The 17326-nt window shown below is 73.6% G+C and carries 17 protein-coding genes; 9 read left to right on the top strand and 8 right to left on the bottom strand.

What is annotated here, in order from left to right:
- Positions 1 to 219: 219 nt before the first annotated feature.
- Positions 220 to 1443, top strand: coding sequence for an MFS transporter (locus A6A06_RS15930; RefSeq protein WP_242440784.1), 1224 nt, complete (start codon positions 220 to 222; stop codon positions 1441 to 1443).
- A gap of 81 nt (positions 1444 to 1524) precedes the next feature.
- Here the strand turns inward: A6A06_RS15930 and A6A06_RS15925 are convergent, their stop codons facing one another.
- Positions 1525 to 1773, bottom strand: coding sequence for a hypothetical protein (locus A6A06_RS15925; protein WP_073761823.1), 249 nt, complete (start codon positions 1771 to 1773; stop codon positions 1525 to 1527).
- Positions 1774 to 1840: 67 nt separating this feature from the next.
- On the opposite strand from A6A06_RS15925, the gene map reads away from it, so the two are divergent.
- A complete protein-coding gene (map, locus tag A6A06_RS15920) occupies positions 1841 to 2698 on the top strand; it encodes a type I methionyl aminopeptidase (protein ID WP_073761822.1) in 858 nt (285 codons plus the stop codon).
- 219 nt (positions 2699 to 2917) lie between these two features.
- Positions 2918 to 3607, top strand: a complete 690-nt coding sequence (locus A6A06_RS15915; RefSeq protein WP_073761821.1) for a biliverdin-producing heme oxygenase — start codon at positions 2918 to 2920, stop codon at positions 3605 to 3607.
- A gap of 74 nt (positions 3608 to 3681) precedes the next feature.
- Here A6A06_RS15915 and A6A06_RS15910 read toward each other — a convergent pair whose 3' ends face one another.
- The 3 genes from A6A06_RS15910 to A6A06_RS15900 all read right to left on the bottom strand — a co-directional run bounded on the left by A6A06_RS15910 (position 3682) and on the right by A6A06_RS15900 (position 7804).
- On the bottom strand, positions 3682 to 4377 hold the full coding sequence (locus A6A06_RS15910) for a PhzF family phenazine biosynthesis protein (protein WP_073761820.1): 696 nt from the start codon (positions 4375 to 4377) through the stop codon (positions 3682 to 3684).
- Between the two features lie 260 nt (positions 4378 to 4637).
- Complete coding sequence (locus tag A6A06_RS15905) at positions 4638 to 6290, bottom strand: HtaA domain-containing protein (RefSeq protein ID WP_073761819.1); 1653 nt, start codon at positions 6288 to 6290, stop codon at positions 4638 to 4640.
- A 74-nt stretch (positions 6291 to 6364) separates the two neighbouring features.
- Positions 6365 to 7804, bottom strand: coding sequence for an HtaA domain-containing protein (locus A6A06_RS15900; RefSeq protein ID WP_073761818.1), 1440 nt, complete (start codon positions 7802 to 7804; stop codon positions 6365 to 6367).
- 139 nt (positions 7805 to 7943) lie between these two features.
- Here A6A06_RS15900 and A6A06_RS15895 point away from each other — a divergent pair, with 139 nt between their 5' ends.
- From A6A06_RS15895 to A6A06_RS15875, 4 genes are all read left to right on the top strand, one after another.
- Positions 7944 to 9011, top strand: coding sequence for a heme/hemin ABC transporter substrate-binding protein (locus A6A06_RS15895; RefSeq protein WP_073761817.1), 1068 nt, complete (start codon positions 7944 to 7946; stop codon positions 9009 to 9011).
- Positions 9012 to 9066: 55 nt separating this feature from the next.
- Positions 9067 to 10194 carry a FecCD family ABC transporter permease gene (locus A6A06_RS15890; protein ID WP_073762197.1) on the top strand — a complete coding sequence of 376 codons (1128 nt, stop codon included), beginning with the start codon at positions 9067 to 9069 and terminating at the stop codon, positions 10192 to 10194.
- Entirely contained in the window at positions 10191 to 11045 is an 855-nt protein-coding gene (locus A6A06_RS15885; RefSeq protein ID WP_073761816.1) for a heme ABC transporter ATP-binding protein, read from the top strand. Before A6A06_RS15890 ends, A6A06_RS15885 begins: the two co-directional genes overlap by 4 nt.
- Before the next feature lie 202 nt (positions 11046 to 11247).
- On the top strand, positions 11248 to 12225 hold the full coding sequence (locus A6A06_RS15875) for a hypothetical protein (protein ID WP_242440755.1): 978 nt from the start codon (positions 11248 to 11250) through the stop codon (positions 12223 to 12225).
- Between the two features lie 79 nt (positions 12226 to 12304).
- Here the strand turns inward: A6A06_RS15875 and A6A06_RS15870 are convergent, their stop codons facing one another.
- Positions 12305 to 13054 carry a bifunctional DNA primase/polymerase gene (locus A6A06_RS15870; RefSeq protein WP_073761815.1) on the bottom strand — a complete coding sequence of 250 codons (750 nt, stop codon included), beginning with the start codon at positions 13052 to 13054 and terminating at the stop codon, positions 12305 to 12307.
- Positions 13055 to 13234: 180 nt separating this feature from the next.
- Positions 13235 to 13837 carry a TetR/AcrR family transcriptional regulator gene (locus tag A6A06_RS15865; protein ID WP_073761814.1) on the bottom strand — a complete coding sequence of 201 codons (603 nt, stop codon included), beginning with the start codon at positions 13835 to 13837 and terminating at the stop codon, positions 13235 to 13237.
- 122 nt (positions 13838 to 13959) lie between these two features.
- On the opposite strand from A6A06_RS15865, the gene A6A06_RS15860 reads away from it, so the two are divergent.
- Both A6A06_RS15860 and ddaH read left to right on the top strand, forming a co-directional pair.
- Complete coding sequence (locus A6A06_RS15860) at positions 13960 to 14148, top strand: DUF6243 family protein (protein WP_073761813.1); 189 nt, start codon at positions 13960 to 13962, stop codon at positions 14146 to 14148.
- Positions 14149 to 14255: 107 nt separating this feature from the next.
- Entirely contained in the window at positions 14256 to 15083 is an 828-nt protein-coding gene (gene ddaH, locus A6A06_RS15855) for a dimethylargininase (protein WP_338015905.1), read from the top strand.
- 28 nt (positions 15084 to 15111) lie between these two features.
- On the opposite strand, the gene A6A06_RS15850 is transcribed toward ddaH, so the two are convergent.
- Together A6A06_RS15850 and A6A06_RS15845 are read right to left on the bottom strand one after the other, a co-directional pair.
- Entirely contained in the window at positions 15112 to 16083 is a 972-nt protein-coding gene (locus tag A6A06_RS15850) for a small ribosomal subunit Rsm22 family protein (RefSeq protein WP_073762194.1), read from the bottom strand.
- Positions 16084 to 16125: 42 nt separating this feature from the next.
- Entirely contained in the window at positions 16126 to 17271 is a 1146-nt protein-coding gene (locus A6A06_RS15845) for a serine hydrolase domain-containing protein (protein ID WP_443333752.1), read from the bottom strand.
- Positions 17272 to 17326: the final 55 nt, after the last annotated feature.

The following is a 17326-nucleotide window of genomic DNA, read 5'->3' as shown; positions in this document are numbered from 1 at the left end:
ACGGCGGGCGGGCGTTGCGACGGTCGCGGACGCCCCGCGGGCCGCTGGAACGGGTGCACCACGCCCGCCCGCCCATAATCCCGTTGCCCGCCGCCCGGCGCCCCCGCACGATGGTCCCTTGTGACCGAAGAAGACCCTCCCTCTCCGAAGCGTTTCCGCCGGGCCGCCGCCGTGCTCCCCGACCTGGCGCCCTGGCGCTCCTCCGCCGACTTCCGCCGGATGTGGTGCGCGGGCGCGGTGACCGTGTTCGGCTCGTTCCTGACCCTCGTCGCCGTACCGTTCCAGCTGAAGGAACTGACCGGTTCGACGCTCGCGGTCGGCGCGGTGGGCGCGGTGGAGATCGTGCCGCTGATCGTCTTCGGCCTGTACGGCGGTGCGCTCGCGGACGCCATGGACCGCCGCAAGCTCATCCTGTGGACCGAGGCGGCGCTCGGGCTGCTGTCGGTGCTCCTGCTCGTCAACAGCCTGCTGCCGGACCCGCTGATCTGGCCGCTGTACGTGATCGTCGCGGCGACCAGCGCGCTCACCGGGCTCCAGCGCCCGGCCCTCGACTCGATCGTGCCGCGCATCGTCCCGCACGAGCAGCTGCCCGCCGCGTCCGCGCTGAACGCCTTGCGCTGGCAGGTGGGTGCCATCGCCGGGCCCGCCCTGGCCGGTGTGCTGCTGGCGTACGCGGGGCTGCGGTGGGCGTACGCGATCGACGCCGTCACCTACGCCGTCTCCGTGGCGCTCGCGGTCGGCCTGGCGGCCTCCCCCGCCTCGCACGACGCCGAGAAACCATCACTGCGCGGCATATGGGAGGGCGCGCGCTACGCCTGGAGCCGCAAGGAACTGCTCGGTACGTACGCCGTCGACCTGACCGCCATGCTCTTCGCCTTCCCGATGGCGATCTTCCCGTTCCTGGCGGACGACCTGGGTGCTCCTTGGGCACTCGGCCTCATGTACGCGGCGCTCCCGATCGGGTCCTGCCTGGTCAGCCTGACCAGCGGCTGGACCTCACGGGTGCACCGGCACGGGCGGGCGGTGCTGTACGCGGCGGCGGCCTGGGGGCTGGCGATGACCGCGGCGGGCTGGGCGTCCAACGTCTGGCTGGTCCTGCTGAGCCTGGCCGCGGCCGGGGCGTGCGACATGGTCAGCGGCATCTTCCGGTCGGCCATGTGGAACCAGACCATTCCGGACGAGCTGCGCGGCCGGCTGGCCGGTATCGAGCTGCTGTCGTACTCGGTCGGGCCGCAGCTGGGCCAGGTCCGCTCGGGCGGCATGGCGGCCGTCACGTCCGTACGGACGTCGGTGTGGGCGGGCGGGGTGCTGTGCGTGGCGGGCGTGGTGGCGCTGGCCGCGGCGCTCCCGAAGCTGCTGGCGTACGACGCGCGGACGAACGAGCACGCGGTGCGGGCCCGGGTGGCCCGCGGGGTGCGGGAGGAGCAGGTCCCGGCGGCGTAGCGGCACCGGCGGGTGGGGCCTGCTCGCAGCCGCAGGGCGCGGATCCTGCTCGCAGCCGCAGGGGCGCGCGGGCCATCCGGGCTACGCGGGCCCTTCGGGCCCCCCGGCCCCCTTCCCCTCCGCCCCCTTCTCGTGCCAGCGGGGGTCGGTCTCCCATTCGAGGTTGCGTTCGCGGGCGGTCTGCATGGCGTGGGCCGCCTCCTCGCGTGTCGCGTACGGGCCGAAGCGGTCGGCGGCGCGGCACTCGGGGCCCTCTTCGACCGTTCCGTGCTTGAGGCAGTAGTACCATTCGCCGGGTTTGCCGGCCGTCCGCCTCTTGAACAGCGCCATCACGGCCTCCTGTCTGCGACTCCTGTGCCGCCATCCTGCCCGATGGGCCGCGGATACACTCGCTGGCATGTCTGGCCAGTCGCTTCTTGCCCCGGGGACGATCTCCCCCACCCGCCCCGTCCCCGCTTCCGTCCCGCGCCCCGAATACGTGGGCAAATCCGCGCCCACCCCTTATACGGGCCCCGAGGTGCAGGACGCGGAAACGATCGAGCGGATGCGCATCGCGGGGCGGATCGCCGCCCAGGCGATGGAGGAGGCCGCCAAACTGATCGCACCGGGCGTCACCACCGACGAACTGGACCGGGTCGCCCACGCGTTCATGTGCGACCACGGCGCCTACCCCTCCACCCTCGGCTACCGCGGCTTCCCGAAGTCCCTGTGCTCCTCGGTCAACGAGGTCATCTGCCACGGCATCCCGGACTCGACCGTCCTGAAGGACGGCGACATCGTGAACCTGGACGTGACCGCCTACATCAACGGTGTGCACGGCGACAACAACGCCACCTACCTGTGCGGCGACGTGGACGAGGAGTCCAAGCTCCTGGTGGAGCGGACCCGCGAGTCCCTGAACCGGGCGATCAAGGCGGTCAAGCCGGGCCGCCAGATCAACATCATCGGCCGGGTCATCGAGTCGTACGCCAAGCGCTTCGGCTACGGGGTCGTGCGCGACTTCACCGGGCACGGGATCAACTCGTCGTTCCACTCCGGCCTGATCGTCCCGCACTACGACAGCCCGCACCACACCACCGACATCAAGCCCGGCATGACCTTCACCATCGAGCCGATGCTGACGCTGGGCACGCACGAGTACGACATGTGGGAGGACGGCTGGACGGTGGTGACGAAGGACCGCCGCCGCACCGCGCAGTTCGAGCACACCCTCGTCGTGACGGAGACCGGCGCGGAGATCCTCACCCTCCCGTAACAGCCGTTCCGGCCCCCGCGGCTCCTGTGCCGGGGGGGCTTTCTCCACGGCATTTTTACCGACATACTGTCGGGAAGGTTGACGACATGGCGTCGGTAAGGTTGGCGACACCATGTCGGAAACGTTACCGACACGACGTCGGGAACGGGTTGACTTAGGTAAGCCTAACCAACCACAATCTGTTCTCGTACGCACCCCATCGGTCCCCGGAGGTCCGCCTTGGCCGCGCCCAGCTCGACCCCGTCCGCGCACTCCGCCGCATCGGTGCCGTTCTCCACACTGATCCGCACCGCCTCGCACGAGCAGCACACGCAGGCCGAGAACTCGTCCTTCATGGGCGATCTCCTCGGCGGCAAACTCGGCGTCCCGGCCTACCGGCGCTACACCGAGCAGCTGTGGTTCGTCTACCGCGCGCTGGAGGACGCCTCCGAGGCGCTCACAGGGGACCCGGTCGCCGGGCCGTTCATCCGCCCGGAGCTGGCCCGCACGGCCGAACTGGAGCGGGACCTCGCCCACCTCGGCGGCCCCTCCTGGCGTACGGGACTGGAGCCGCTGCCGGCCACCGCCGCGTACGCCGACCGCGTCACCGAATGCGCCCGCCACTGGCCCGCCGGGTACGTCGCGCACCACTACACCCGCTATCTCGGCGACCTCTCCGGCGGCCAGATCATCCGCGGCACGGCCGAGAAGACCTGGGGCTTCGCCCGCAAGGGCGACGGCGTACGGTTCTACGTCTTCGAAGGTATAGCCAACCCCGCCGCCTTCAAGCGCGAATACCGCGAACTGCTGGACGCGCTGCCGGTGGACGACCTGGAGAAGCAGCGGGTGGTCGACGAGTGCAAGCGGGCCTTCGCGCTCAACACGGCGGTCTTCCGCGAGCTGGGGGAAGAGTTCCCGCTGAGCGCGTAACGCGTACGCGTGGCGCGCGTACGCGCATCGCCTGAGCCGACAGGCGCGGGCGGCCCCCGTCAGGGCCGCCTCCGTCAGGGCCGCCGCGATACGGGCAGGACGCGGCCGCCCAGCGCGATCGTGCCGTCCTCGTGCGGGCGCGTCAGGATGCGGGAGCCGGTGCCCTGCCGGATGTCCAGAGCGCGGCCCAGTTCGTGGGTGAGGGTGAGCGCCGCGGCCCCCGTGGCCTCGTCCTCCACGACACCGTCACCGCGACGCGGGAAGAAGCGGGCGCGTACCGTGCCCGCGCCGCGGTCCTGCCACGCCCAGACGTAGAGCGGACCGTCCCCGGGCGGCGGACCGGGCAGCGCGTCGACGTCCGCCGCCGTCGCGAACTCCTGGGTACGGCGCCCGGTGGCCCATTCAGGCCGCCCGCGCACCCCGACGCACTCCCCCTCGTACATAACCGGCACGTCACCGGCCGGCGGGCGCAGCACGGACACCGGCTGCCCGAGGTGCCGCAGCAGCCACGCCGTACCGACCAGGGGGTGCCCGGCGAAGGGCAGTCGCACGCTGGGCGTGTAGATGTCGAGCCTGCCGGGCCGTCCGCTGCCCGCGCCTTCCAGGAACACGGTCTCGCTGAAGCCGAGTCCGGCGGCCAGCGCCTGGCGCGCGCCGTGGCCCGGTACGGCTGCTCCGTTCCGTACGACACCCAAGGGGTTGCCACCCCGGCCGTCCGGGCCGCAGAAGACGCGTACGACGTGCAGTTCGGGGGCCTCCGGCGCGGTCATGACCGTATTCCATCGCGCGTACGGCGGGGACGGTCCACCGGGGTGCGGGCGCGCCGGAATCGGGTGCGCCGAACCGGGCCGCCCCGGAGCCGGATGCGCCGGAACGCCGAAGTACCCGCCGCGCGGAGGCGTGCGCGGCGGGTACGGCCGGCCCCCTGGGCCCGGGGCGCGCCTGTGTGGGGTGTGGGGAGGCGGCCTCTGGGGTGCGGGGCCCGGGGGAAGTGGGGGGTGGGTCCGAAGGTTTTCCGAAGGGTCGCGGGTTACAGGGCGGTGCGGCGGCGTACGGCGTAGGTGGCGGCGCCGCCCGCCACGATCAGTGCGGCGGCCACGCCCGCCAGCGCGCCGTTCGGCACGGAGACGCCGGTGGCCGCGAGCGATGCGCTGCCGGAGCCGCTGCCGCTGCTGAAACTCGCGGTGCCGCCGGCGTCGCCGGAGCCGCTCGTGGTGGCCGAGGTGTCCGACGCGGCGCCGCCCGCGGGCAGTTGGGCGTTGGCGTCGACCGAGACGGCGGCCGACACCGGGTCGAGGGCCTGGCCCGGCTTGTACATGCCCTCGAACGCCTGGGAACCGGCGGCGGTCAGGGTGGCGGGCACATCCTTGAGGGTGACGACGCCGTTCTTGGCGGTGAGGGCACCGGCCGGAATCCTGAGGTCCGCCACCGCCATGCCGGGCGTGTTGGTGACCTTGCCGTTGGAGCGCGCCTTGGCCGAGACGTCCGCGACCAGGGTGCCCTTGGTGCCACCGGCCTTGACCTTGAGGTTGCTGAACTTCAGGTCGAGGACGCCCTCGTGCCCGGTGAAGCGGACCGAGCCGTTGAACTCGGCGGCGAGGGAAGCCTTGGCTGCGTCGTACGTACCGTGGCCCTTGGGGAAGCGGTAGCCCGCGGCGGAGGTGGCGGCGCCGCCCGCGAGTTCGGCCTTGCCGTGCGCGATGGGGCCCGTGACGTACTCGCGGAAGGACTTCTTGACGCCCCAGTCGAGGGTGCCGTCGACGATCTTCCCGGCGGCCGCCGTGGAGGCAGCGGTCCCCTCGGAGTCGGGGGCACCGGCGGCGGGGGCATCGGCCGACTTCCGGCCCGAGGTTGCGGTGCCGGTGCCAGCGCCGGTTCCGGAACCCGCACGGACGCCCTGCCCGCCGCCGGACTCACCGCCCGCCTGCTCCCCCTCCTTGCCGTCCTTGCCGTCCTGGCTCGCCTTACCGTCCTGGCCGCCCTGCTCGCCCTTCCCGTTCTGCCCGTTCTGCCCGTCCTTCCCGCTCTGCCCGTCCTTGCCGGGCGTCGGCCGGCCGGACGTGCTCGCCGGGGTCACCGACAGCGTGGCCGGGTCGAGTTCCTGCCCCTCCTTGTACATGCCGTTGAACGCCTCCGCGCCCTTGGCGGTCAGTTTCACCGGAATCTTGGCGAACGTCATCGCGCCGCCCGCGCCGCTGCCCGGCCGTACCGCCGACAGGTCGAGCGAGGCCAGGGCCACGTCGTCCTGGGTCTTGCCCGCCGCCGTGACGTCCGCGGTGATGGCGCCCGTCTTGCCCTGGGTGGCGACCTTCAGGTCCGCCAGCTTGATGTCGAAGCCGTGCGCCTTCGACGTGAAGCGAACGCTGCCCTTGAAGGTGGTGGCGACGGCGTGGGTGCTCATGTCGTACGTACCGGTGCCGTCGGTGAAGGTGAACGGGCCGTTGTCCGGGGCCTGCCGCGCGCCGTCGGCGGTGGTGATGTCGCCGAGCGCCATGCCCTTGACGTACTTGCGGAAGGACTCCTTGACGCCCCAGTCGAGCGTGCCGTTCTTCAGCTGGATTTTCGGCGCCGCGGTGCCGGCCGCGGGGGCGGCCGTGGCGGTGGACGGCAGGCACAGGGCCGCGGTGGTGGCGGCGGTGGCGATGGCTGCCGCGAGGGCGAGCGGGCGGCGTATGGCGGACATGGTCGGTGGGTCTCCCTTGGGTGAGAGTGCGGTGGGGGTGGGGTGGGGGTGTGTGCGGTGGGGGCCGGGCGGGGTCAGTCCTGCGGGGACGCCGTGGGGGTCGTACGACGGCGGGCGCGCAGGACGAGGAAGGCGGCGACGGCGACGAGCAGCACGCCGGCCGCGACGAGGAGGATGACGGTGCGGGCGGAGCCGGACGAGGCGGGCGCGGCCTGTTCGGGGGCGGCCTTCTTCGCCTGCTTCCCGTCCGTGGCGGCGGCCTTGGGGTCGGTGCCGAGGTCGGGGAGGGCGGGCAGCCGGGCCTTTCCGTCGACGGCGACCGCGAGCGAGACGGGGTCCATGTCCGTGCCCGCCCGGTACAGGCCGCCGAACGCCTTCGCGCCGTCGGCGGTGAGCTGCGCCGGTGCCTCGGTGAGCTTGATCAGGCCCTTCGCGGGCGTGAGCCGCTTCGCCTCGAAGGTGGCCAGCGGGGTGCCCCCGGTGGTCGTACCGCCGGTCGTGACGTCGGCGGCGAGGGTGCCGCGGCCGTCCTGCACCGTGACGGATACGGCGGTGAGGGTGAGGTCCAGGTCCTTGCCGGTGAAGTGGAGCTTTCCGGCGAAGTCGGCTTTCAGGGTGCCCTGTCCGGCGTCGTACGTGCCCTTGCCGCGCGGGAAGCGGAAGAGCGCGCCGCCGTCCTGGGCGCCGTCGGACAGTTGCCACCTGCCCTGGGCGATGCTGCCGGTGACGTACTCGCGGAAGGTGCGGCGGACACCCCAGTCGACGGCGGCTTCGGTGAAGGTCCCGTGCTGCTCATCCCCGGCGCCGTCGTCGGAGGGGGTGGCTTCCGGGCTCGCCGTCGGAGTGGACTCCGCTCCCGCCCGCACGTCCGCCGACAGGCTGACCGGGTCGAGCTGCGTGCCTTCCGTGTAGTAACCGGCGAAGGCCCGCGCACCCTGCGCGGTCAGCTTCGCCGGGACGTTCGTCAGCGCGATGGGCGTGCTACCGCCGCGGGTGTCGACGCCCCCGAGTCCGAGCGTGGCCAGCGGCACCCGGGTGGCCGTGGTGACGCGGCCGGTGCCCTTCTCCTTGCTGGTCATGTCGGCGAAGAGGGTGCCGCGGCCGTCGGCGACGGCGACCTGGGGGCGGCTGATGGTCAGGTCCATCTCGTACGAGCCGTCCGGCTTGCGGTGGCCGGTGAAGTGGACGCCGCCGGAGAAGCCCGCCGTCAGGGCGCCTGTGTCCGGGTCGTAGCTGCCGGTGGCGGAGTGGAAGCGGAACCGGCTGTCGCCGACCGTGGCGGCGCCGCCGGTCAGGCTCCAACTGCCCTGGGCGATGGGCCCGGTGACGTACGACTGGAAGGAGGATTTGATGCCCCAGTCCAGCCGCCCGCCCGCGACCGTGCGGGCCGCCGCCTGGGCCGGTGCCGCAGGCAGTGCGGGGAGCAGCGTGCCCAGCAGCGCCACCAGGAAGGCGGCGGCGAGCACGCGGGCGCGGCCGCGATGACGGCCGCGGGCCGGTCTGAACGGCAGCATCGGAGGACCCCTTCAGGGCTAGCGATTAAGGTAAGGCTAACCTAAGCTAAGCCCGACCGAAGCGGAACCCCGGGACACGACCGGGGCCCCGCCCGCACCACCGGCCCCGGTCAACCGACGTACGCAGAAAGGCGGGACAGTGACAGCAACCTTCCGGGAGCCGGTCCGCCGACGCCTGTCACGCCCCGCCGCGGCGCTCGCCGCCACCCTCGCCCTCGCCCTCGCGCTCACCGGCTGCGGCGGCGGTACGGACGCCGCCGCTCCCCCGGCGAAACCCGCCGCCCGGCCCGCCGCCGACCGCGTCGAACCGCTGCCGGGGCCCGCGCCCGGTACCGAACTGCCCGCGACCGTAAGGTCGGCGGACGGCCACGACGTGACGGTGCGCAAGGCGGACCGGATCGTGCCGCTCACCGGCTCCCTCTCCGAGATCGTCTTCACCCTCGGGCTCGGCGGCCGGGTCGTCGCGCGCGACATCACCGCCACCTTCGAGCAGGCGGCGAAGCTGCCCGTGGTGACCCGCGCGCACGACGTGTCGGCGGAGAGCGTGCTGTCACTCAAGCCCGATGTGGTGCTCGCGGACACCACCACCGGACCGGCGGAGGCCATCGGGCAGATACGGGACGCCGGTGTCCCGGTCGTCACGTTCCGGCCCGCGACGCGGCTCGCCGACGTCGGCACCCGCATCGACGCGGTGGCGGCGACGCTCGGCGTACGGACGGCGGGCGACGCGCTCAAGGCCCGGACCGGACAGCGGATCAAGGCCGTCGAGAAGGACATCCCGCACGGCGGTACGGAGCCGCACGGCGGTACGGAGGCGGCCGACCGCCCCCGGGTGGCCTTCCTCTACCTGCGCGGCTCGGCCTCCGTCTACCTCATCGGCGGCGCCGGGTCCGGTGCCGCCTCGCTGATCGAGGCGGCGGGCGGCATCGACGCGGGCAAGGAGTCGGGCCTGACGAAGGACTTCACGCCGATCACGAGCGAGGCGCTGGCCAAGGCCGCGCCGGACGTGATCCTGGTGATGACCAAGGGCCTGGAGTCCGTCGGCGGGATCGACGGGATGGTGAAGATCCCCGGCGTGGCGCAGACACCGGCCGGGATGGACCGTCGGGTGGCCGCCGTCGACGACGGCGTACTGCTCAACTACGGGCCGCGCACGGACGCCGTACTGCGCTCCCTGGTCCAGCAGATCCACGCCAAGGGGAAGTGAGATGACCACACTCCCCCACACGGACCCGAGCACGGGCACGGACGCCGGTACAGGGATGGGCACGGACGCCGGTACGGGTACAGGCACGGACGCCAGCACGGGTACGGGCACGGCCGCCCCGCCCGCCGCCACCCCTCCCCCGCCAACCCCCCGCCGCTCCCCCCGCACCGCCCTGCTGACCACCGCCCTCGCCCTCGCGCTGCTCGTGGGCTGTCTGCTCTCCGCCGGTCTCGGCGCGTACCGCATCCCGCTCGGCGACGTCCTCGGCTCGCTGCTGCACCATCTGCACCTCGGCGGCGCGGAGCTGGACCGGGTCGGCGAGAGCGTGCTGTGGAACGTGCGCCTGCCGCGCGTCGTGCTGGCGCTGCTCGTCGGCTCCTCGCTCGGCTGCGCGGGCGCCCTGATGCAGGGCGTGTTCGGCAATCCGCTCGCCGAGCCGGGCGTCATCGGCATCTCGTCGGGCGCGGCGGTCGGCGCTGTCGGCGCCATCGCGCTGGGCCTCGGCTTCCTCGGCATGTGGACGGTTCCGGTCTGTGCGTTCGCCACCGGTCTGCTGACCGTCCTGGTCGTCTACGCGCTGTCCCGCTCCGGCGGCCGTACCGAGGTCGTCACGCTGATCCTCACCGGTATCGCGGTGAACGCCTTCGCGGGTGCGCTGATCGGCCTGTTCCTCTTCTTCGCCGACAACGCCCAGGTTTCCCAGATCACCTTCTGGCAGCTCGGTTCGCTGTCCGGGGCCGTCTGGCCCAAGGTGCTCGCGGTCCTGCCGTGCGCCGTCGCCGGGCTGGCCATCGCCCCCTTCTGCGCCCGCAAGCTGGACCTCCTCGCGCTCGGCGAACGCCCCGCCCGGCACCTCGGTGTCGACGTGGAACGGCTGCGCGTCGTCCTCGTCCTGGTCGTCGCGCTGCTCACCGCGGCGGCCGTGGCGGTGGCCGGTGTCATCACCTTCGTCGGTCTGCTCGTCCCGCACCTGCTGCGGATGGCGGCCGGTCCCGGGCACCGCTTCCTGATCCCGGGCAGCGCCCTGGGCGGCGCGCTGGTGCTGGTCGTCGCCGACCTCGTCGCCCGCACGGCCGCCCAGCCGGCGGAACTGCCGCTGGGTGTCCTGACCGCCCTGTGCGGCAGCCCGTTCTTCTTCTGGCTGCTGCGCAGGACCCGTCGCAAGCAAGGGGGCTGGGCATGAGCCGCGGCCGGTTTCCGCTGATCGGCACGTGGCTGGCGGGGCGTGCCCGTACGCTTCCGGCGCCCATCCCCACCGGTACGGCGTACGCGCGGGCGTGCGGTCTCGGCGTACGCCTGGGCGGCCGTACGGTCCTGGACGGGGTGGACGTGGAGGTGACGGCGGGCCAGGTGCTGGCGCTCGTCGGGCCGAACGGCGCGGGCAAGTCCACGCTGCTCGCCGCGCTCGCCGCCGACCTGCCCGCCGCCACCGGCGAGGTACGTATCGACGGCCGCCCGGCCACCGCCTGGACCGCTCCCGAACTGGCGCTGCGCCGGGCCGTCCTGCCGCAGTCCGCCGCTCTCTCCTTCCCGTTCACGGTGGAGGACGTCGTACGGATGGGCCGCGCGCCCTGGGCGGGGACGCCGGGCGAGGACGAGGACGAGGCCGCCGTCGCGGAGGCGATGGCGGCGACCGAGGTGGCCGGTTTCGCGGAGCGGCCGTTCTCCGCGCTGTCCGGCGGCGAGCGGGCCCGGGTCGCGCTCGCCCGCGTGCTGGCCCAGCGCGCTCCGCTGCTGCTGCTCGACGAGCCGACCGCCGCGCTGGACCTGCGCCATCAGGAACTGGTGCTGCGGATCTGCCGGGAGCGGGCGGCGGCGGGGGCCGCGGTGGCCGTCGTGCTCCACGACCTGGGGCTGGCCGCCGCGTACGCGGACCGTACGGCGCTGCTGCACGGCGGGGTGGTGGCCGCGCAGGGCCCGCCCGCCGGGGTCTTCGGCGCGGAGCTGCTGAGCCGGGTCTACCGGCAGCCGGTCGAGGTGATCGGGCATCCGCGCACCGGCGTTCCGCTGGTCATGCCGCTGCGCGAACCCTGATGCACGGCCGTGCCCGGCACGGCCGTTGCGTCCCGTATTGGGCTACTGGGACGGGCTCCCCTCCGGGGCTCGGTGCGGATGCCGTATCCGGTCCCCGCGCCCGCCCGCCGCTCCGCCCCCGGTAGGGTTGCGCCGAATCGTGCCACCCCGGCGGCCGCCCAGGCCGCCCCGGCCCCGGTCGCCCCGAAGGAGCCCGAGCCCCATGACACGCAGGTCGCCGTTCCGGGTGCCCGTAGCGATGGCCGTCGCGAGCGCGGCGCTGCTGACGCTGAGCGGGTGCATGACCGTGCACGGCGAACGGGAGATGCTGCCCGCGGTGTCGAAGGACGAAGCCGCCAAGGCCGTCCAGCAGTTCGTCGACGGCTTCAACGCGTCCAACAGCAAGCTGGACCCGAAGGTGAACCCGTCCTACGAGACGGAGTCGCTGCTCACCGTCGACCAGGCGCTCACCAAGGCGGCGCACGCGGTCAGCCCGCAGGGCAATCCCGCCTTCCCGCCGCTGAAGCTATCCGACCCGCACTTCACCGTGCCCAAGCAGGCGGGCTGGCCGAAGGTGTTCCTCGCGGACGCGGTCAGCAACCGCAACAACGCGCGGTGGTTCCTGGTGTTCACCCGGGACTCCGTCGGCGCGAAGTGGAAGGCCAGCTATCTTTCCTCGCTGACCGGCGACGAGGTTCCGCAGTTCAAGACGGACCAGGACGGCTTCGCCGAGGCGGTGCCGGCCGATGCCGAGGACTCCGGCCTGAAGGTCGCGCCGGGCAAGCTGGGCGAGGCGTACGCGTCGTACCTGAACACCGGCGCGGGCGACGCCTTCGCGCAGGGGCCGCACACCGACCGGTGGCGGGCGCTGCGGGCGAAGCAGGGCCGGCAGCCGGGCGTCCGCATCCAGTACGAGGACCAGGCGTCCCCCTTCGCGCCGGTCGCGCTGCGGACCAAGGACGGCGGGGCGCTGGTCTTCTTCTCGACCTACTACCACCAGCAGAAGACCGTCGCCGAGGGGTCGCGGATCAGCATCGGCCCGGAGCTCAAGGGGATCATGGACGGTCCGGCGAAGCCGTCCGACCGGATGACCTTCACGACCCTGTCGCAGCAGGTGGTGAAGGTCCCGGCCGCGAACGCCGCCGGCCGGATCAGCATTCTGCACCGGCTGGAGGCGAAGACGTCCGCGAAGTCGCTGTAGGCGGGACGACGCGCGGCGCGGGCAGCGCGCCCCGGCGGGGTCCGGCGGCCGTGCCGCGGACCCGGCCGCGGGACGTGCGTCAGCGGCCGATCGGCCAGGCCGCCGCTTCGTGGTCGTGGTCGGGCCGCTCGTCCGCGTACGCCGCGCAGGCGTCGGTGAGCGTCTCCAGCAGTGTCAGCGGATCCGGCACCGGCCGCTCGGGACCGCGCAGCCAGGCCACCGCGGGCTGGTCACCGGGCAGGCGCGAGGGCGGCAGGAGGACATAGCTGCCGCGGCAGTGCCAGCGCAGGCCCGGATGCTCGTCCATCGTCTCCGGATGGCAGTCCAGCTCGCAGGGCCACCACTCGTCCTCGTCGTCCGGGGTGCCGCGGGTGGCGGTGAAGAACAGCATCCGGCCCTGTCCGAGCGCCGCGCCGCTCAGCGCGACCGGGCCGACCTCGATGCCCGCCGCCTCCAGCCGCTCCAGCGCGCTGCGGCCCGCTTCGACGGGGACGTCCAGCACGTCGTGGGCGATGCCGGTGGCGGTGATGAAGTTGGCCTGCGGATAGGCGCGCGCCCAGCCGGCGACCTTCTCCCGGTCGGTGCTGGCGACGGTCTGCCAGCCGAAGGAGACGGGGTGCCGGCCGGGCGTGGGACAGCCGATGCGCTCACAGGAACAGCCGTAGCCGGAGGGGTGGGCCGCCGGGGCGAGCGGGAAACCCGCGTCGGCCACCGCCAGCAGCAGGTCCTCGCGGCCTGGTCCGGCCGCCGATCCCGTGTCCGTATCGCCGCCGTCCGAACCGCTCCTCGGCCGGCGAAGCCACTGGGAGAACCTGCTCTTGCGTTCCATCTATCCCCTCACTTCGAGCGGTGGTCTGGGATCAATGCTGCCACCATCCTCCTCCTCGGGTGACCGGAGTACGGATCCGGGGGGACCGGAGAACGGGCGAATAGTGGCAATAGGGTCGATATCGACCCCACTTCGTTCATCTTCCTTTACTTTCCGCGCCCCCTGGGCGACCCCGGTCCCTCACGCGGGGGTGCGGGGCCGCAGACCGGCGAGCACCATGTCGACCAGCGTGTCCACGAACGCGTACGTCAGCTCGCCGGTCCGCATCAGCCAGCGCTGCGAGAAGGGGCTCAGCACCATCTCGGCCGCCACCCGCACATCCACGCCGGGGCCGATCTCGCCCGCCTCCTGGGCGGCCCGCATCCGGTCCACGTAGACCCGGATGCCGGGCTCCAGCAGCCGCTCGACGAAGCGCGCGGACAGCTCCGCGTCGTTCGCGCCGGCCACCGCGAGCGCGCGGTAGGGGGCCTGCCACTTCGGGTCGTTGAACTCGTCCGCGGTGGCCCGCAGGACGAACTTGAGGTCGGCGGCGAGGTCGCCGGTGTCGGGCAGGCCCGCCTCGTACCCCTCCACGTCCTGGGTGAAGGCGTCGAGCAGGACGGCGGCCTTGGAGGGCCACCAGCGGTAGATCGTCTGCTTGCCGACACCGGCACGGGAGGCGATGCCCTCGATCGTGAGCTTCTCGTAGCCGACCTCGCCGACGAGGGAGAGGGCCGCGTCGAAGATGGCGCGGCGCGAGCGTTCGCTGCGGCGGGTGGAGTCGGGCGGTGTCTTGTTGGCCATGGCCGGAGTCTACCGACGGGGAGGCGAGACGTATCGTCTTGACAAGACGGACCGTCTCGCCAAGACTGGATATCGAGCGAGACGCACCGTCTCGTTAGTCGGCGGACGAAGGAGACGACCTCATGAGCAAGGGAAGCGCGGGCAACATGCTCGGCGTCGGCGGCACCCGCAGCAAGCTCTCCCGCGGCACACTGCGCGGCGGCCGGGGCGGCAACGGGGTGGGCGGCGGCACCGACCCGATGGCGCAGCGGCGGGCCCTGCTGCGCAGGCTTCAGGAGCAGCGCGACGCCGGAGAAACCCGCCAGGGGTGAAAACCACCCGAACGGATCACTGCGCAACGGCTCCTCACGGTGGACGATTTGAGCGCGTACGCCAACTCGTACGCATCCCGCGTCCCACCCACCGTGAGGAGCCTTCCTTGCGTACACCCCGCAGCGCCCGGCCCCGGCGCTACCTGATGTGCCCGCCGACCCACTTCGAGGTCAGCTACTCCATCAACCCCTGGATGGACCCGGACAAGCCCGTCGAGCTGCCGCTGGCGCTCGCCCAGTGGGAAGTGCTGCGCGACCGCTACCGCGCGCTCGGCCACACCGTCGAGGAGCTGCGGCCCCGCCCCGACCTGCCGGACATGGTCTTCGCCGCGAATGGCGCCACCGTCGTGGACGGCCGGGTGCTCGGCGCCCGGTTCGCCTTCGAGGAGCGCCGCGGCGAGGCCGCCGTACACGCCGCGTGGTTCCGCGAGCACGGCTTCGCCGAGGTCCGCGAGCCGGAGAACGTCAACGAGGCGGAGGGCGACTTCGCGGTCACCGCCTCGTGGCTGCTGGCCGGGCGCGGCTTCCGCAGCAGCCCGCTCTCGCACGCCGAGGCACAGGAGTACTTCGGCCGCCCGGTGATCGGCCTGGATCTGGTCGACCCGCGCTACTACCACCTCGACACGGCGCTGTGCGTCCTGGACGACACGACGGACTCCGAGGTCATGTACTACCCGGGCGCCTTCTCCGCGGGCAGCCGCGCCGTGCTGGCCCGGCTCTTCCCCGACGCCCTGACCGCCTCGCGCGCGGACGCGGAGGCGTTCGGGCTGAACGCGGTCAGCGACGGGCGGCACGTGCTGCTGCCGCAGGCCGCGGTGGGGCTCTTCGCGCCCCTGCGCGAACGCGGCTACGAGCCCGTCGGCATGGACCTGACCGAGCTGCTCAAGGGCGGCGGCAGCGTCAAGTGCTGCACACAGGAACTGCGGCCGGCCTGAGCGTCCGCCCGGGGCCCGACGCGGGCCCTCAGCCCGTCGGCCGCTCCCAGGCATCGCCCCACTCGGCGTCGCGGGCGGCCTTGTAGCGGTCGCCGTGCCGCTTGGTGACGGTATCGCGCCGGAGCCCCTCCTCCGTACACAGGTCCAGCAGGACCTGCCCCTTGCGGAGCTGGGGCTTGCGGACGATCCGGGCCGGTGCGGCCGCGGCGCCGCCCACCGCCTCCGGCCGTACCGCCGCGACATAGCTGAACTTCTCGTCCTCGTACGGCAGCGAGCCGCCCTTGACCTGGCGGTGCAGCGAGGAACGGGACACCCGGGCGGCCATGTGGCACCAGTCCTCGCCCGGCACGATCGGGCACGTGCCGCTGTGCGGGCACGGGGCGACGACGCGCAGCCCGGCCTCGGTGAGCTGCTCGCGGGCCTCGCGGATGCGCAGGTAGCCGTCCGGGGTGCCGGGTTCGGTCAGCACGACGGCGTGCGCGCGGGCCGCGGCGGCGACGACCGCCGTGCGGTCCTCCGGGCGCAGCTCGCCGAGCACGTACGAGACGGTGACCAGGTCCGTGCCCTCCGGGACCGCCATGCCCGCGCCGATGACCCGGCGCTGCCAGTCGGTGTCCGGCAGGACGCCGTCGGCCAGCTCGCGGCCCAGCTCCAGGGCCGGTTCGGCCCAGTCGTAGACGGTGGTGCGGTGACCGGACCAGGTGGCCGCCACCGCCCAGGTCGCGGCGCCGGTGCCGCCGCCGATGTCCACGTGGGAGGCGGGTGCCCAGTCCGGCAGCCGCGCCGCGAAGGCGTCCAGCGCGTGCCGTACGGCCTCGAAGGTCGCGGGCATCCGGTAGGCGGCGTACGCGGCGACATCCGCGCGGTCCCTGAGGACCGGCGCGTCGGTCGGTGTCCGGCCCCGGTAGTTGGCGATCAGCCGGTCGACGGCCCGCGCGGCCTGCGTGGGCGGCAGGCCGTCGAGCAGGCCGGCCAGTGCGGCGCGCAGTTCGTCGTGCATTCCGGCCATTTTACGGGGCCGGGGCGGGCGCCCGGACCCGCCTCAGGGCCTCCCGGGGCGCCCCGGGCCGCACGGCGGCTCCCCGCGGGCTCCCGTCCCGGCTCCCGGCGGCCTGCCTCCGGCCCGTACCGCCCGCGCCAGCCGGGTCGCGGCCGCCGCGCGCGGCGCGCTGCCCGCCTCGCGCCGCCGTGGATGGACCGTGTTGGCCAGCAGCACCAGGAACGTGTCGGTCGCCCGGTCCAGCACCAGGCTCGTGCCGGTGAACCCGGTGTGCCCGGCCGCGCCGCGCCCCGCGAGTTCGCCCATGAACCACGGCTGGTCCACGCCGAAGCCGAGGCCCGGCGGGTCCAGCAGCAGCGCCACCGACTTCTCGCTCAGGATGCGGGCCGGGCCGTAGGCGCCGCCGCTGAGCAGGGTCCGGCACAGCACCGCCAGGTCCTGCGCCGTCGAGAAGAGGCCCGCGTGCCCGGCGACGCCGCCCAGCGCCCACGCGTTCTCGTCGTGCACCGCGCCGCGCACCATGCCGCGGTCGGCCTTGGCCCACGGCCGCCGCTGGTCCTCGGTCGCGGCCACGCCCGCCGGGGCCAGCGGCCCGAACGACGTGCTGGACATGCCGAGCGGGCCGGTGATGCCGCGCGCGACGAGGGTGTCCAGCCGCTGCCCGGTGAGCCGTTCCAGCAGGAGCTGGAGGGCGATGAGGTTGAGGTCGGAGTAGCGGTACGTACTGCCGGGCGGCGCGGCGGGCGCCGCCGCCTCCTCCCACAGCAGCTCCAGCTGCGCCGCGCGCCCCTGGCGCTCGTAGAACGGCAGCTCGGGGCGCAGGCCCGAGGTGTGCGTGAGCAGGCCGCGGACCGTGATGCCGGGGGCGAAGCCCGGCAGCCAGCGGCTCGCGGCGGCATCCGGGTCCAGCAGGCCCCGCTCGGTCTGCTGCACCGCGACGATCGCGGTGCACAGCTTGGTCAGCGAGGCCAGGTCGAAGACCGTGCCGACGCGCATCGGCTCCCGTTGTTCGCGGGGCAGTTCCACCCCGCGGCCGCCCTCGGGGTCGTAGCCCGCGTAGCGCAGCGCCCAGCCCGCCGCCGCCTCGGCGGCGACCACCGGGCCGCGCCCGGCGAGCACCACGGCGCCCGCGCACCAGGGCGCCGGTCCCTCGGTCGCCTCCCGCACCCCGCCCACCAGGCGCCGGATCCAGGCAGGGTCGAGCCCCGCCCCGGCGGGGGTGCCGCGTCGCAGTCCCGTTGCG

The organism is Streptomyces sp. CB02923 (assembly GCF_001905005.1).
Classification (GTDB): domain Bacteria; phylum Actinomycetota; class Actinomycetes; order Streptomycetales; family Streptomycetaceae; genus Streptomyces.
Note: the sequence above shows the minus strand (reverse complement) of the source record. Positions and strands in the feature narration are given on the sequence as shown.